Annotated in this window: 13 protein-coding genes; 7 read left to right on the forward strand and 6 right to left on the reverse strand. The window is 44.3% G+C overall.

What is annotated here, in order from left to right:
* Positions 1-98: 98 nt before the first annotated feature.
* The gene (locus tag DIU38_RS23965) at positions 99-1,631 is read left to right on the forward strand and encodes a serine hydrolase (RefSeq protein WP_112657275.1); all 1,533 of its coding nucleotides are present in this window, start codon (positions 99-101) and stop codon (positions 1,629-1,631) included.
* A 184-nt stretch (positions 1,632-1,815) separates the two neighbouring features.
* Here the strand turns inward: DIU38_RS23965 and DIU38_RS23970 are convergent, their stop codons facing one another.
* Both DIU38_RS23970 and DIU38_RS23975 read right to left on the reverse strand, forming a co-directional pair.
* Positions 1,816-2,214: a VOC family protein gene (locus DIU38_RS23970; protein ID WP_112657273.1), complete on the reverse strand. Its 399-nt coding sequence runs from the start codon at positions 2,212-2,214 to the stop codon at positions 1,816-1,818.
* Positions 2,215-2,387: 173 nt separating this feature from the next.
* The gene (locus tag DIU38_RS23975) at positions 2,388-3,758 is read right to left on the reverse strand and encodes an NHL repeat-containing protein (protein ID WP_112657271.1); all 1,371 of its coding nucleotides are present in this window, start codon (positions 3,756-3,758) and stop codon (positions 2,388-2,390) included.
* A gap of 223 nt (positions 3,759-3,981) precedes the next feature.
* On the opposite strand from DIU38_RS23975, the gene DIU38_RS23980 reads away from it, so the two are divergent.
* A complete protein-coding gene (locus DIU38_RS23980) occupies positions 3,982-4,446 on the forward strand; it encodes a DUF4920 domain-containing protein (RefSeq protein WP_112657269.1) in 465 nt (154 codons plus the stop codon).
* 23 nt (positions 4,447-4,469) lie between these two features.
* Here the strand turns inward: DIU38_RS23980 and DIU38_RS23985 are convergent, their stop codons facing one another.
* The gene (locus DIU38_RS23985; protein WP_112657267.1) at positions 4,470-5,117 is read right to left on the reverse strand and encodes a hypothetical protein; all 648 of its coding nucleotides are present in this window, start codon (positions 5,115-5,117) and stop codon (positions 4,470-4,472) included.
* Between the two features lie 99 nt (positions 5,118-5,216).
* Positions 5,217-8,033: a carbamoyl-phosphate synthase large subunit gene (carB, locus tag DIU38_RS23990; protein ID WP_112657265.1), complete on the reverse strand. Its 2,817-nt coding sequence runs from the start codon at positions 8,031-8,033 to the stop codon at positions 5,217-5,219.
* A 331-nt stretch (positions 8,034-8,364) separates the two neighbouring features.
* On the opposite strand from carB, the gene DIU38_RS23995 reads away from it, so the two are divergent.
* The gene (locus tag DIU38_RS23995) at positions 8,365-8,892 is read left to right on the forward strand and encodes a hypothetical protein (RefSeq protein WP_112657263.1); all 528 of its coding nucleotides are present in this window, start codon (positions 8,365-8,367) and stop codon (positions 8,890-8,892) included.
* A 21-nt stretch (positions 8,893-8,913) separates the two neighbouring features.
* Here DIU38_RS23995 and panD read toward each other — a convergent pair whose 3' ends face one another.
* Both panD and panC read right to left on the reverse strand, forming a co-directional pair.
* Positions 8,914-9,264: an aspartate 1-decarboxylase gene (panD, locus tag DIU38_RS24000; RefSeq protein ID WP_090534618.1), complete on the reverse strand. Its 351-nt coding sequence runs from the start codon at positions 9,262-9,264 to the stop codon at positions 8,914-8,916.
* Between the two features lie 138 nt (positions 9,265-9,402).
* Positions 9,403-10,284 (reverse strand): pantoate--beta-alanine ligase, encoded by an 882-nt coding sequence (gene panC, locus DIU38_RS24005; RefSeq protein WP_243770674.1) that lies wholly within the window; start codon positions 10,282-10,284, stop codon positions 9,403-9,405.
* 126 nt (positions 10,285-10,410) lie between these two features.
* Here panC and DIU38_RS24010 point away from each other — a divergent pair, with 126 nt between their 5' ends.
* The 4 genes from DIU38_RS24010 to DIU38_RS24025 all read left to right on the forward strand — a co-directional run bounded on the left by DIU38_RS24010 (position 10,411) and on the right by DIU38_RS24025 (position 15,542).
* Positions 10,411-11,235 (forward strand): glycogen/starch synthase, encoded by an 825-nt coding sequence (locus DIU38_RS24010; RefSeq protein ID WP_112657259.1) that lies wholly within the window; start codon positions 10,411-10,413, stop codon positions 11,233-11,235.
* Between the two features lie 66 nt (positions 11,236-11,301).
* The gene (locus DIU38_RS24015) at positions 11,302-12,654 is read left to right on the forward strand and encodes a DUF4270 family protein (RefSeq protein WP_167516262.1); all 1,353 of its coding nucleotides are present in this window, start codon (positions 11,302-11,304) and stop codon (positions 12,652-12,654) included.
* Between the two features lie 191 nt (positions 12,655-12,845).
* Positions 12,846-14,681, forward strand: a complete 1,836-nt coding sequence (glmS, locus tag DIU38_RS24020; RefSeq protein ID WP_112657255.1) for a glutamine--fructose-6-phosphate transaminase (isomerizing) — start codon at positions 12,846-12,848, stop codon at positions 14,679-14,681.
* Between the two features lie 90 nt (positions 14,682-14,771).
* Positions 14,772-15,542 (forward strand): TerC family protein, encoded by a 771-nt coding sequence (locus DIU38_RS24025; RefSeq protein ID WP_112657253.1) that lies wholly within the window; start codon positions 14,772-14,774, stop codon positions 15,540-15,542.
* Positions 15,543-15,570 lie beyond the last annotated feature (28 nt).

The raw sequence follows: 15,570 nt of genomic DNA on the forward strand, positions 1-15,570 counted from the left end.
TTTGAATTAATAGAGCGGCGTTATTTTTATTTATTAAATAACGTCACTGTAAATTTTGCGTTAAATTAGCACAATAAAGAACTCTAAAGCCCTCTGTAATGAAAAAAATACCTCTATTGCTCGCTGCCTGCATGTTATTTTTCACATCGGTAAACGCCCAGCGGGCCGACAGGAGCAAATTCATTAAAGACAGTTTAGACCTATATATCAGCAAGGCCTTAACCAACTGGCGCGTGCCGGGCATAGCTGTTTGTATTGTGAAAGATAACAAGGTTGTACTGATGAAAGGTTATGGCATTAAAGAGCTTGGCCTCATGAACAAAGTTGATGAAAATACCCTGTTCATGATAGGCAGCAATACCAAGGCTTTCACGGCAACAGCGCTTGCCATGCTGGAAGTAAACAAAAAGCTGTCGTTAGATGACAAGGTAACCAAATACATACCTGAATTTAAACTGGAAGACAAAAACGCAAGCGACCAGGTAATAGTGCGAGATCTCCTTTGCCACCGCCTCGGCTTCCGAACCTTCCAGGGCGATTTTACTTTTTACAATACCAACCTTACACGCCAGGAGGTAATTCAGCGTTTGGGCAAGCTTAAAGCTACTTATCCGTTCCGTACACGCTGGGGTTATACCAACGCGGCATTTTTAACGGCCGGCGAGATCATTCCGAAGGTTACCAACGGGCACTCATGGGAAGCTTACTTAAAGGAAGCCATTTTTGCACCACTGGGCATGGGCAATACTTTGGCCCTAAGCAAGGATTTGCCAACATCCTTAAACCGCACGGTGCCGCATACTATTGTCGACGGCAGGCTTACGCCAATCCCTTATTGCCAGATAGATGGGATCGCACCTGCGGGATCAATCAGCTCATCGGTAAATGACATGAGCAAATGGGCACTTGCTTTACTGAACGACGGTAAGGTTGGGCAGCGCCAGGTGATCCCTTCCGCAGCCATCCAGGCAACACGTGTACCGCAGGATATTGTGAGTAGTGTTCATCATATGAACGGCGAAAATAACTTTGAGCTTTATGGCTTAGGCTGGTTTATCCAGGATTACTCGGGCCACAGGCTGGTGATGCATGATGGCGGGGTTAACGGCTATTTGTCGTCAGTAACCCTTTCGCCGCAGGACAACCTGGGCATCATCATATTAACCAATACCGATCAGAACCAGTTGTTTGAGGCCCTGCGCTGGGATATTTTAGATGCTTATTTCAAACAACCCTTCCGCAATTACAGCGAAGGTTATTTAAAACAATACAAAGCCAATATCGCAACCGAACAGGCCGAAGATAAAAAGCTGAGGGATTCTGTCCTGTTAAACCCCAAACCAATGTTGTTGCCAAACAAATACATTGGCAAGTACAGCAACGATTTTTATGGCAGCATGGAGGTTACCCAGGGCGAGGGCAACAATCTTGAAATGCGCTTTGAGCATCACCCTAAAATGTATGCCTTGCTAAAACCACTTGGCGGTAACCGCTTTTATGTAACTTTTTCTGATCCTACACTGGGGAAAGCTGTATTTCCGTTCATGGTACAAAACGGCGAGGTTACGGGAGTACGCGTAAAAGTGGCTGATTTTGTAGAGCGGGGCGCGTATGATTTTAAGAAGAATTAGGAACGAGAACTTCCTGATTCTTTTTGAATGTCAGAATCCGTTAGGACTTAATACAAAGCAACATTGAGCCCGTATAGCAAGGAAAGTGCGGATTTGCCTCCAAAAGATGATACCGATTTTTAACTCATACTGAAAGATTCAGTTATCATCATTTTAACCTTAGTATCTGCTACATTTTATTTATTTATAAAGCAGATGCTATTTTCCTTTGCTTTAGTTGAAAAACATTCCCCTCTGGATCTTCTCCGTCGCACAGCCAAAATTCATAATTGTCAAACGTTTTAATTTCTCTCATAAGTACGTGTTGCTCAATTAGCCCGGTCCTTACCTGGTTAATATCTTCACCTATTTCGAAAACTATCTTGGTGTTATTATCAACTTTAAAGTTACCCTTGATTTTTTTTGAATATTGTTCGCCAATTTTGTGAAGCCCGATTTTTGCGCCTCCTGCGTCAAGTAACGCCCATACAGAGTCATATTCCTCTACAACAGGAAAGTTAAATAACCGGGCATAAAATGTTTTTAAATTTTCAACACTTTGCACATAAAGTATAATTGTATCTAAGCTTGCTTTTATTTTCATGACATTGCTGGTTAGGCTTTAAGATATTGAAATAATCTCTTTGTATAACAACCTCAATCAAGGCGATTTCAAGAAACCTTTCCCAATTAAAGTCTCTCTAAAAAGCCAGCGCCATAGCATTTTCCCGAAACAGAGAGCTGCTATGGCGCTTAAAAATATTTAAACAATTAAGCTTATTGCAGCACAATCTTACGGATTCGGTTGTTATAATAGTCGGCTACGTAAACATTGTTTCCGGCATCAACGGTAACACCCTGCGGCGAATTAAAAATCCCTGCAGTGCCCACACCTTCCGCAAAACCGTTTGTTCCGTTACCGGCAATTACTTTTAACACCTTATCCTTGGTAATCTCCAGGATCCTGCCATTCTGGTCGGCTATGAAGAGGTTTCCGCTTTTATCAAACGCAATGGCCGACGGGTTGCCAACAACTCCGGTTCGTTTATTACCGCCAACAAAAGTAGTAACAACACCCGCCGGGGTTATTTTACGAATGGCATGATTAAGTGTTTCGGCTACATATATATTATTATTGGCATCAATAGCTATGCCGTTGGGCTTATTGAAAGTAGCACTGGTTGCGGTTGCATTATCCAGGTAGCTCGCACCCCTGCTGCCTGCAAATGTGGTAACAACACCCGCCGGGGTTATTTTGCGGATCAGGTTATTGCCCATATCGGCCACAAAAATATTTCCGGAGCCATCAATTGCTAACCCGCGCGGACTGTTAAACGTTGCTTTGGTGCCTGTACCATCGGCATATCCGGCATCGCCGCTGCCTGCAAAAGTGCTTACCACACCTGCCGGGGTAATTTTGCGGATATTATTATTACCATAATCGGCTACATAAATATTGCCTGTTGCATCCGTAACCAAACTTTGCGGAGCATAAAACTGGGCTGTGGCTATAGGGCCGTCAACATAGCCAATGCTACCGTTGCCCGAAAGTGTAGTGACATCTCCTGCCGTAGTAACTTTGCGTATGGCGCTGTTAAATGAATCGGCTACATAAATATTGCCGTCGGCACCCACAGTTATCCCCTGCGGGCTGTTAAAAAGAGCGGCGCCGCCCAAACCGTCAACAAAGTCGGCCGCGGTATTGCCCGCCAATGTGCTAACTGTTCCTCCTGTTGATGTTGTACCATCGCCGGTGGTAAACTGCACCACTTTACCGTAGCCTGTACCCGCGCTGTTTACAGCATATGCGCGTGCATAATAAGTTGTTTTAGGGCTTAAGCCGGTAAGCTTTGTAGTATAGGCGTACAAAATTACCGTATCGGTGGTTTTTTTATCGGCAGTGGTAGGAGTTTGATTGGTGGCGCTGTAACAGATACCGTAGCTGCTCAGGCTCACGTCAGTCGATCCATTAAATAAACCGCCTATATAGGCTATGGTTCCACTTTCGGTAGTCACCACATCCATTGTGGTTAAATCAGGCACGGTTACGGGTGTAACGTTTCCTTTTTTACCACAGCTTGTGCCGGCCAAAGCAACGGCAAATAAAAACGCGGCAAATAAAATTGTTTTGGTAAAGCTCTTTTTCACGAGTTAGTTTAAAAGTTATGTGTAGTAAGTAAGCAAAATTAACTTATCAATACGTAGCAAATTACTTTAAAGTAACATTTTAACAAATATTAACATACTTATTACTTACCAAAAGGCTTCGCCGCCCTGCAAACACAAATAAAACCAGTTAACTGCTTCCAAACGGGGGCAAAATCATCAAAATCCGGCAACATTTTTGGTGTATACCTGTTATTAATTTACTATGAAACTCATAACGCTGTTCATATCCATCTTGATAGCCAATACAGCTATTGCGCAAAAACATGTACCACTACCCCACGGAATGATATTTGGCGAAAAGCCCGACACGATAGCTTTAATGCCCGCCTCCAAACTGGAAGCTTTTATGGGAAAAAAAACACGGGTCACCACGGCCATCAGTGGCAGGGTTATTAAAGTAATCATAGAAAAAGGCGGCTGGTTTGAAATGGATGCGGGTAACAACCGGGTCATAACTGCCCATTTTACCAATGCAGGGATAAACCTTCCCAGGCAATTGGCGGGCCGTACAGTAATCATTTCGGGAATAGCAGCCAAACAATTTATTGCCGATGACCTGCAGCATATGGCCGGCGATACGGTTAGCGGCAAAAAACAGCATAAAACAAATACCAACCCCGGCCGAAAGGTTGGCTTTGAGGTAAAAGGATTAATGATAGATAAATAAAGCTATTCAAGGCGGGCAAATATCTACCCGTTTGTTACAATGAGCTGCCTTAATTTTTCAGAAACCTCGTTTTTGTTTACTGCAGATGCTTCGCGTTTGCATTTCATATAATGTTCGCGGGCAATTTTTTCGGCCAGGTCACCGATGGTTTTTACATGCATCTCTTTGCCAAAACGGCCTGCGAGTTTTAAACCTATCCCGGCTATTGCCATACCGGCAATACCTATGGCCAGGTAATAAAAGGCCAGAACAAAGCTAACCACCAATATCATGGAAAACAGGTTAACTATCCACTGCTTGGGCTGAAGCAAACGGATCTGGAAACCCATCTCTTCTTCAATAGCGGCCACAGCCTCAATACGGCTATCGCGCGGAAAAAGGTCAGCGAGTTTAGTTTGGGGCTTTATGATATCCTTATCATACCCCGATGATGTATTGATGGCATTACGGAGTTTGTAAAACGCCTGCTGTGTGGTACAGCCATCATTTGTTTTTTTTACTTTTTCAACAACAACGTCGCAAAGTTTACCAAAGTTTTGCACATCGTTTACCGATGTATCGTTTAAACTGATGTTAAATGATTTTTCAATTTTCACTAAAACATCATCCATATCTTCAGGATCAACACTCTTCAGGTTGATTTCCTGACCATTAGCCGTATTAACTTTCAATCTATAGCAACTAAATACAACAATAGTGAACCTGCAATTAGGGTTGCAGGTTCACGTTATTAGCAATTAAACTACAAAGGCTGCAATTTAATGTTTTAATTATTTACTCAAATACATTGATTTCTCTTTGTACAGATGCCTGAAGTATGGGTCCTGCAGGTTAGGGATAAAGCGGATAGCCTCACCTGTTGATTTCATTTCAGGGCCGAGCTCCTTGGTAACTTCAGGGAACTTATCAAACGAGAACACCGGTTCTTTAATGGCATACCCCCAAAGCTTGCGTTCGATGGTAAAGTCGCTCAGCTTATTGGCCTCAAGCATAACCTTTGTGGCTATGTTGATATATGGCACATCGTAAGCCTTGGCGATGAAAGGCACCGTACGCGAAGCACGCGGGTTGGCCTCAATCACATACACCTTATCATCCTTAACCGCGAATTGTATGTTAAGCAAACCGCGTACGTTAAGCGCTTTAGCTATTTTTTTTGTATATTCTTCTATCTGGTGAATTACATTATCCGACAGATCGAACGGAGGCAGTACAGCGTATGAGTCGCCCGAGTGGATACCGGCAGGCTCGATGTGCTCCATCATACCAATGATGTGTACATCCTCACCATCGCTGATCGAATCAGATTCGGCCTCGGCGGCACGGTCAAGGAAGTGGTCGATCAGTACACGGTTACCGGGCAGGTTGCGCAGCAGGCTTACTACCGCTTTTTCCAGGTCTTCATCATTGATCACAATGCTCATACCCTGGCCGCCTAATACGTAGCTTGGGCGTACAAGTACCGGGTAACCAACCTTGTGGGCAACTTCAAGTGCTTCTTCAGCGCTTTCAGCTACTCCATATTTTGGATATGGAATGTCAAGGTCTTTCAAAAGGTCAGAGAACCGGCCGCGATCTTCCGCGATGTCCATATCATTGAATGATGTGCCAATGATCCGGATGCCGTGCTCGTGCATTTTCTCGGCCATTTTAAGGGCTGTTTGGCCACCCAACTGAACAATTACACCATACGGCTTTTCAAGCTCGATGATCTCGCGTACATGCTCCCAGTAAACCGGCTCAAAGTACAGCTTATCGGCCATGTTAAAGTCGGTTGATACGGTTTCAGGGTTGCAGTTAACCATGATGGCTTCAAAACCTGCTTCTTTAGCGGCAAGTAAGCCATGCACACAGCTGTAATCGAACTCGATACCCTGGCCTATACGGTTAGGGCCCGAGCCCAACACGATGATCTTTTTCTTGTCAGATGCTACCGACTCGTTTTCGCCCTCGTAGCTTGAATAGTAGTATGGAGTTTTAGCAGGGAACTCGGCAGCACAGGTATCAACCATTTTGTAAACGCGGTGCATGCCCAGGGCTTTGCGGCGCTGGTAAACGTCCTCTTCGGTCACGTTGCCCAAAATGTGAGCGATTTGCACGTCTGAGAAACCTTTTTGTTTCAGGGTATACAGGAACTCTTCAGGAACATTGTTCAGTGAGTAACGGCGAAGTTCTGTTTCAAGGTTAACCAGGTCCTGGATCTGGTTCAGGAACCAGCGGTCGATTTTGGTTGCTTTACGTACCGATTCGATAGGCACGCCAAGACTCAGGGCGTCATAGATGTGGAATAGCCTATCCCAACTTGGGTGCTCCAGGCTGGCCATGATCTCTTCAAGATTACGGCTCTGGCGACCATCGGCACCTAAACCGGCACGACCGATCTCCAAACTTTGACAGGCTTTTTGTAAAGCCTCGGTAAAGCTGCGGCCGATACCCATAACTTCACCTACCGATTTCATCTGCAGGCCAAGCTCTTTGTTGGCGCCTTTGAACTTATCAAAGTTCCAGCGAGGTATTTTAACGATCACGTAATCCAAAGTTGGCTCAAAGTAAGCCGAGGTTGTTTTGGTGATCTGGTTTTCAATTTCGTCGAGGTTATAACCTATAGCAAGCTTTGCAGCAATTTTAGCGATAGGGTAACCGGTAGCTTTTGAAGCAAGAGCCGATGAACGGGATACACGCGGGTTGATCTCAATAGCGATGATCGCTTCGTCAGCAGGGTTTACCGAGAACTGAACGTTACAACCACCGGCAAAGTTACCAATGGCACGCATCATTTTGATAGCCTGGTTACGCATTTCCTGGTAGCAACGATCGCTCAGGGTCATGGCAGGGGCTACAGTGATCGAATCGCCGGTGTGGATACCCATCGGATCAAAGTTTTCGATAGAGCAGATAATGATTACGTTATCGTTGCTATCGCGCAGCAACTCCAATTCGTATTCTTTCCAGCCTAACACAGCCTGCTCAACCAATACCTCATGGGTTGGTGAAGCCTGTAAGCCACGGTTAAGGGCGGCATCAAAATCTTCCTTTCTGTGAACAAAACCTGCACCTTTACCACCCAGTGTGTAGCTTGGGCGAATAACCAGCGGGAAGCCAATTTCCTGCGCACCTTCTTTACCTTCAAGGAAAGAGTTGGCGATTTTTGATTTGGCAACCCCTACGCCGATATCAACCATCAGCTGGCGGAACGCCTCGCGGTTTTCGGTTTTTTCGATGGCAGCAATATCTACACCGATAACCTTAACGCCATACTTTTCCCATATGCCGCGTTCAGACGCTTCGATACAAAGGTTCAACGCGGTTTGACCGCCCATGGTAGGCAGCACAGCGTCTATCTGCTGTTCGGTTAAAATTTTCTCAATGCTTTCGCAAGTGAGCGGCAGAAGATAAACATGGTCGCTGATAACTTTATCCGTCATGATAGTTGCCGGATTGCTGTTAATAATAGAAACGGAGATGCCTTCTTCTTTTAGCGAGAGAGCGGCTTGTGAACCGGAATAATCAAATTCGCAAGCCTGGCCGATAATGATTGGGCCGGAGCCAATGATCAGAACGGATTTGATGGAGGTGTCTTTGGGCATAGGGCTTTTTTTAAGTCAAAAGTTCTAAGTCAAAAGTCAAAGGCATTTAAGCCTTTAAACGGTTTTTCCTATGCGCTGAAAGCCAAGAAATCCCGACTTCAGCGTCGGGGTGCAAAGATAGAGTTTTAACAAACACCATTCATGTTTTTTTTCACATTTAATATTACAGCAATAACACCCGGCATTTTTTAAGTTTCGGGGCACATTTTCTTAAAACAATAGGCTCACTATTTCCGTAAAATCTCACTATATTTACTTGCAGACCGGCCTGTAATTTCCAATTGAACCTGTAATTGCGTGAAACCGCAAATACTTTTTATATTTAAGAACTATGATAAAGAAGCCTGTTTTTATATTGCTTGCGGCTATTTTATTTTTTGGCAGCTGCGCCATGCTGCAATCAGTTGTTAAATCAACATTTCCATATACTGCAACCATGGTTATTCCGGCGTCGGCCAAAGTTGATGAGGCGCAAACTGCAATAAGCACGGGTAACAGCTTTGACCAGGATTTTACTAAAGATGGCAATAATGCCAGCAGGATAAGCGAGGTACGCATCATATCAGCCAAACTGCAGTCGAGCGACCCATCAGATTATAACATTGGCAATATAGCGTCATTAAGGGTATACATGGCTAAAAACGATGGCAGTGAAGAGGTGATGGTGGCTATACGTAAAGATATAAGCCCCAATGCCGGCAACAGCATAGTACTTGACATTGACAACTCTCACTTTTTAGACGAACTGGTGCGCCAGCCAAGCGTGCGCATCCGGATGGTTTACCGCCTGCGTAAAGCGACGGCAACTGATGCCAGCCTGAAAGTATCATTAGGAATTGGATCGTACCCGGCTAATTAAACCGGGGACCTCACAAAAAATTTACTTAATCAATTTATTATCCGAATCGGGAAATATTAAAATAGGCTCATAATTCCGGGCTTCTTCAACCTCCATGTAGGCGTATGACATAATGATCACGATATCGCCAACCTGTGCCAGGCGAGCAGTAGCGCCGTTAAGGCATACAGTGCCTGTTCCGCGTTCGCCTTTGATAACATAGGTTTCAAAGCGGGCGCCGTTATTATTGTTCACTATCTGAACCTTTTCGTTGGGGATGATATTTGCAGCCTCAATCAGGTCTTCATCAATAGTGATACTGCCCACGTAATTCAACTCCGCCTGCGTTACCTTAACCCGGTGAATTTTGGACTTTAATATTTCAATTATCATGGCGCAAAGTTAGGAATATTTAATTCATGGGAACAAGTTCATAGTTGATGGTTAATGGTTCATGGCAGTAAGTTTACAGTTAAATGGAAATTAAGCGGTTACCGCCCCAGAACAGATAAAAAACGATCAAACCATGAACTATGATCTATGAACCATAAGCTCCTTCCCAATCAACACATTATCAATCAATCTTGTTTTACCTACGCGTGCTGCAACAAGGGCAACAATAGTTTCGGATGCGGGTGTGGCATGATGCAATGTTTTGCCATCGGCTATTTCAAAATACTCCAGCTCAACACCGGGTTCGTTGCTGATCATTTGAGCTGCCTGCTGCTGCAGGGTGTCAATTTTGTTAATATCGAAGTTTTCCTTAACCCAGTTAAGTGCTTTGGAGAGAATGAGCGAGTGTTCTCTGTCATACGGGGTTAGGTGGATGTTCCTTGAGCTCATGGCCAGGCCATCGGGCTCACGCTCAATCGGGCACATCACCAGCTTAACGGGCATCTCCAGCACCTCAACCATTTTATTAATCACCATAAACTGCTGATAATCCTTCTGCCCAAAAAAAGCGATATCGGGCTTTACAATATTGAACAGCTTATTTACTACCTGAGTAACTCCCTGGTAATGCCCGGGTCTGAATTTTCCTTCCAGCAGGTATTCCAGATCGCCCATGTCAAAATGCCATTTTTCATTATCAGCATACATCTCGGTAACCTGCGGATTAAACAAAATATCGCAGTTAACTTCCTCAAGGCGGCGGATATCGTCAGTAATGGGGCGGGGGTATTTTTCAAGGTCCTTGGGGTCATTAAACTGAGTGGGGTTTACAAAAATGCTGCAAACAACCTGGGTGCTTTGCTGCTTTGCCAGTTCAATTAAACCCAGGTGCCCTTTATGCAATGCGCCCATGGTTGGTACAAAGCCAATTACTTTTACCGGCTTACGGTTAAAATAATCGGTTATCTCGTTTTTAGTGCTGAATATTTTCAACGTAATAGGTGTTACAAAATTTGGCAAAGGTGTACAATTGATTAAAAATAACCAAAAGTTACTTGCATAATTCGTTGGCAGTTTATATAATAATAGTTATATTTGCAAACTCAAATTTTTTGACTTCTTTACATTTTAAATACTGATTTAGTGATGGGTAAATCTAAGCTTTTGTTTATAACTCATGAAATGTCCCCTTTCCTTGAACTCACAAAAATTGCTGAAATAACACGCCAACTTCCGCAGGCCATGCAGGAGAAAGGTTACGAGATCCGTATCCTTATGCCGCGTTTCGGCAATATCAATGAGCGCAGGAACAGGCTTCATGAAGTGATCAGGTTGTCGGGTATGAATATTATTATCGACGATAATGATAACCCGCTGATCATCAAAGTAGCATCTATCCCGGCGGCGCGTATGCAGGTGTATTTTTTGGATAATGAAGAATATTTTCAGCGTAAGCATGTGTTTGCAGACAAGGAAGGTAAATTTTACGCCGACAATGACGAGCGTATGATCTTCTTTTGCAAAGGTGCATTAGAAACTGTTAAAAAATTAGGCTGGGCGCCGGATGTGATCCATTGCCATGGCTGGATGAGCGCGCTTGTGCCTGCTTATCTGAAAACAACCTACAAAGACGATCCAACATTTAAGCACTCAAAAATCATTTACTCTATTTATGAAAATGATTTTAAAGAGCAATTGCACAATGACTTTGCTACAAAAGCCATCATGAGCAATATGAACGAGCAACATGTGGCGCCTTACAAAGGCGGCACCAATTCGGCGCTGTATGCCGGTGCAATCCACTACTCAGACGGTATTGTTTTGGGCAGCCCTGATATTGATGCAGATGTGTTAAATAATGTTAAAAACAGCAATAAATCGGTTTTAGAATTTGATTCTACCGCAGATTTCGAAAATTATTACAATTTTTACGACGAAATTACCAACGACGAATTGGTGGATGTTGCATAAGACTTAATATTATATATGAAATTTTTCCGATTAGACTTATTGACCCTGTTAATAAGTCTTTTTATTTTGAACAGTTGTAAGCGCCAGGATGGTATTGGTTTGGGCGTCAATGATCAAAACGAGATCAATGGCAACCTGATAGTTGATACCAACATCGTTATTAACACTGTTGTTGATGATACCGCGGCTACCTCGGGTCAAAACCGGACACCGCTTGCCAACTTTACCGACCCGGTATTCGGTACAACAAAAAGCATCGTTGCTTTAGGTGTTAACCTGCCTAACGGCGCAGCTTATACTGTTCCTGCAGGTACCCTGACAATTGACTCGGCTGTACTTGTGCTTAGATATTCTGACGGTTTTTATGGTGATTCGCTGGCTTCACGCTATAAAATAAACGTGTATCAGCTTCAACAAAAAGTAGAAAGCAAAACCTATTACAGCAACAACCACTGGGATGCCGACCTGGGCACTTTGCTTGGCTCTAAGACCTTCACAGCCCGTACGCATGATAGTATCACCATAGCACGCATCCGTACCGATACATTGGATACCGTTCAGCGCGTAGCACCTCAGTTACGTGTGCCGCTTAGTAAAGCCTTTATCTATAACAACCTTTTTAATGCAAGTGGTGCTGTACTTGCATCGCCAACAACTTTTCAAAGTACAGTAAAAGGCCTTTACCTTTCATTAGACAAGGCACAGGCCAGCGATGCCGGCGGTATTATCCAGCTTAATCTCGCATCATCTCACATTGATGTTTTTTATAAGGTTGTTACTGCCTCCACCAGTACAACATCCAGCGCCATTGATACGGCATCGGTAACCCTGCCATTCTTTAACCGAGCTGCCGAAATTACGCATACCTATAGTACCACTATCCAGGCAGCCCTGAATAATACAACAACATCACAAAATACGGTTTACCTCCAGGGGCTTGCAGGCTTAAGGGCTAAGCTTAGTTTCCCGGGCCTTGACAAGCTTGTTGACTCATCGGTAGTATTAAACCGTGCCGAGATTGTGATAACACCACGTGCAGGCTCAGGTGTGCCTTATGCGCCTTTACCTAAGCTTACCATGTACAGGCTGGATATTGCCAAACAAAGAACATTGATACAAGACGCCACCGCAAGCGACCCGCGTTCGCAAACAAGTTTATTTGGCGGCCGTTATGATCGTACCAAAAAAGAATACCACTTCCTGGTTACAGCTTTTGTACAGGACCTGATCCGTAAAAAAACTGTTGATTACGGTACTTATATTGCCCCGGTTGATACCACCCTTGTTAACACTACAACAGGTATTGACGTGGCGCCGTCAACACAAACGGCAGCCCGTACGGTAATAGTGGGGAGCGATAAGTCAACCCCGGGTTACAGCATCCGCATGAACATCATTTACACTAAGGTTCGCAAGTAAGATAATCTCTCAATAAACAAAAGAATCCCCGCTTAGGGGATTTTTTTGTTTAAGACAAACACACTTCTTAAAATACTTTTTTAAGTATTTCAAAACTTCCTCATTTTCGAAAAAAATCAAAATAATTATTGCGGATATGTGTTATATAGCTGTTTATTTTGCGGCGTTTAACATTTATACTTGATTATTTTATGTGCGGAATTGTTGGTTATATAGGATTCAGGGATGCTTACCCTATCGTTATAAAAGGGCTTCACAGGCTCGAATACCGGGGCTATGACAGTGCCGGTGTTGCCCTGCTTGATCATGACCTTAAAGTTTATAAAAAGGCCGGCAAGGTTGAGGACCTTGAAAATTTTGTGAAGGGAATTGACCTGAAGGGGACAATAGGAATGGGCCATACCCGCTGGGCCACCCACGGCGAACCGAGCGACCGTAACTCGCACCCCCATTCATCGGGCGACAGGAGGCTTACCATTATCCACAATGGTATTATTGAAAACTATGGCGTGATCAAGGAAACACTTACAGCTAAAGGCCACGTTTTTAAAAGCGATACAGATACCGAGGTTTTAATACACCTGATTGAGGATATCCAAAAGGCAACCGGCCTGGATTTGAAAGACGCCGTACGCGTTGCATTAAATAAGGTAATAGGCGCATATGCCATCGTTATCATGAGTGCCGATGAGCCCGATCTGCTTATTGCAGCCCGTAAAGGCAGCCCGATGGTAATTGGCGTAGGCAAAGGCGAATATTTCATAGCTTCGGACGCTACACCTATTGTAGAGTATACTAAAAATGTAATTTACCTGAATGATAACGAAATTGCCTATGTACACCGCGAAAGCCTGCTGGTAAAAAACATCGACAATTCGGTACAAACACCCTATATCCAGGAACTGGACTTAAAACTGGAAATGCTGGAGAAAGGCGGCTACGACCATTTCATGATGAAAGAGATCTATGAGCAGCCCCGTTCCATCCGCGACTGCCTGCGTGGCCGTATTTACCCCCAGCAGGGCAAAGTTCAGTTGGGCGGCATTAAGGAATACACCGAGAAACTTAAAAATGTTGACAGGATCATTATCGTAGCCTGTGGCACCTCCTGGCATGCCGGGTTGGTGGGCGAATACCTGATTGAAGAATACGCGCGTGTGCCGGTAGAAGTTGAATATGCCTCCGAGTTCAGGTACCGCAACCCAATCATTACTGAAAAAGACCTGGTGATAGCTATTTCCCAATCGGGAGAGACAGCAGATACCATGGCCGCCATTGAACTGGCTAAGGAAAAAGGCGCTACCATTTTCGGCATTTGTAATGTGGTCGGTGCATCTATTCCGCGTTTAACGCATGCGGGCGTTTATACCCATGCCGGGCCCGAAATTGGTGTAGCATCCACCAAAGCCTTCACCGCCCAGGTAAGCGTGCTAACACTAATAGCTTTTTATATAGCCCAGCAGCGGGGTAAAATTACCCAAAGCAAAATGGTTGAATATTTAACCGGCTTAAACGAGATCCCTAACCTGGTACAGGAGTCCCTGAAATTAAACGAACATATCCGGCAAATTGCAGCCCGGTTTAAAGATTCGACCAATTGCCTGTTCCTGGGCAGGGGCAGCTCATTCCCTGTAGCCCTGGAAGGTGCTTTAAAGCTCAAGGAGATCTCCTACATCCATGCCGAAGGTTATCCCGCCGCCGAGATGAAACATGGCCCTATCGCCTTAATTGACGACGAGATGCCAGTGGTGTTCATTGCCACCAAACATTCATCATACGAAAAGGTGATCAGCAACATACAGGAAGTAAAAGCCCGCAAAGGCCACGTAATTGCTATTGTATCCGAAGGAGATACCGAAGTGAAAGGCATGGCCGATTATGTGATAGAGATCCCGCAAACCAATGAGGCGTTTGTGCCGCTGGTGGCAACCATTCCGCTGCAGTTGCTGGCTTATCACATAGCCGTGATGCGCGGCTGTAACGTTGATCAGCCCCGTAACCTGGCAAAATCAGTTACAGTTGAATAAAAACCAGTTATAAACCTAATTTTTTGCAAACCCCTACCAGTAACGGCAGGGGTTTTGTTATTTTTGGGAAGAAACAAATACCTGCAACCTATGAGTTTTGAAATTTTCGAACACGCCGAATCATGGATCTCCTTAATCACACTTACCTTACTGGAGATTGTTTTAGGCATCGATAACATTGTATTTATCTCAATCCTGTCCGATAAACTTCCCGCCAGTCAGCAAAGCAAAGGCCGGAGGGTTGGTCTTGGTATGGCCATGATCACCCGTGTGCTGCTGTTGTTATCCATCAGTTGGGTAATGACTTTAACAGCGCCCATGTTTAACCTAAGCTCCATTTTCAGTATTACGGATGCCGAATGGGTTGAGAAACTGGCTATTTCCGGCCGCGATCTTATCCTTATTATCGGCGGTTTATTCTTGATTTACAAAAGCACCGCCGAAATCCATCATAAAATTGAAGGCGAAGAAGAGGCAGAAGGCAATGTAAAGAAACATTCGTTTTGGGGTACCATAATTCAAATCATGCTGCTGGATATCGTTTTCTCGCTCGACTCGGTGATCACCGCAGTAGGAATGGCCAACCATGTGGAGATCATGATCCTGGCGGTTGTTATAGCCGTAGGCATTATGATGTGGGCATCAAACGGGGTAGCATCGTTTGTAAACAAGCACCCAACCGTAAAAATGCTGGCGCTATCATTCCTGCTGCTGATTGGCGTTTCGCTTTTGGCCGAAGCTTTTGAACAGCATATCCCCAAAGGGTATATCTATTTTGCTATGGCATTCTCTGTTTTGGTAGAGATGCTGAATTTGAAAATGAAAGCGAATAAGGGAAAGAAAGGACAAAACAATAAGTAATGTCATTGAGCGTAGCGCGGCAATCGCA

The organism is Mucilaginibacter metallidurans (genome assembly GCF_003286435.2).
GTDB lineage: Bacteria > Bacteroidota > Bacteroidia > Sphingobacteriales > Sphingobacteriaceae > Mucilaginibacter > Mucilaginibacter gossypii.

Coding starts and splice junctions, on each gene's coding strand:
- panD (WP_090534618.1), bottom strand. CDS start 9,264: ATGATAATTGAAATATTAAAGTCCAAAATTCACCGGGTTAAGGTAACG.
- DIU38_RS23995 (WP_112657263.1), top strand. CDS start 8,365: ATGATAAAGAAGCCTGTTTTTATATTGCTTGCGGCTATTTTATTTTTT.
- DIU38_RS24010 (WP_112657259.1), top strand. CDS start 10,411: ATGGGTAAATCTAAGCTTTTGTTTATAACTCATGAAATGTCCCCTTTC.
- DIU38_RS23970 (WP_112657273.1), bottom strand. CDS start 2,214: ATGAAAATAAAAGCAAGCTTAGATACAATTATACTTTATGTGCAAAGT.
- carB (WP_112657265.1), bottom strand. CDS start 8,033: ATGCCCAAAGACACCTCCATCAAATCCGTTCTGATCATTGGCTCCGGC.
- glmS (WP_112657255.1), top strand. CDS start 12,846: ATGTGCGGAATTGTTGGTTATATAGGATTCAGGGATGCTTACCCTATC.
- DIU38_RS23980 (WP_112657269.1), top strand. CDS start 3,982: ATGAAACTCATAACGCTGTTCATATCCATCTTGATAGCCAATACAGCT.
- DIU38_RS23965 (WP_112657275.1), top strand. CDS start 99: ATGAAAAAAATACCTCTATTGCTCGCTGCCTGCATGTTATTTTTCACA.
- DIU38_RS24025 (WP_112657253.1), top strand. CDS start 14,772: ATGAGTTTTGAAATTTTCGAACACGCCGAATCATGGATCTCCTTAATC.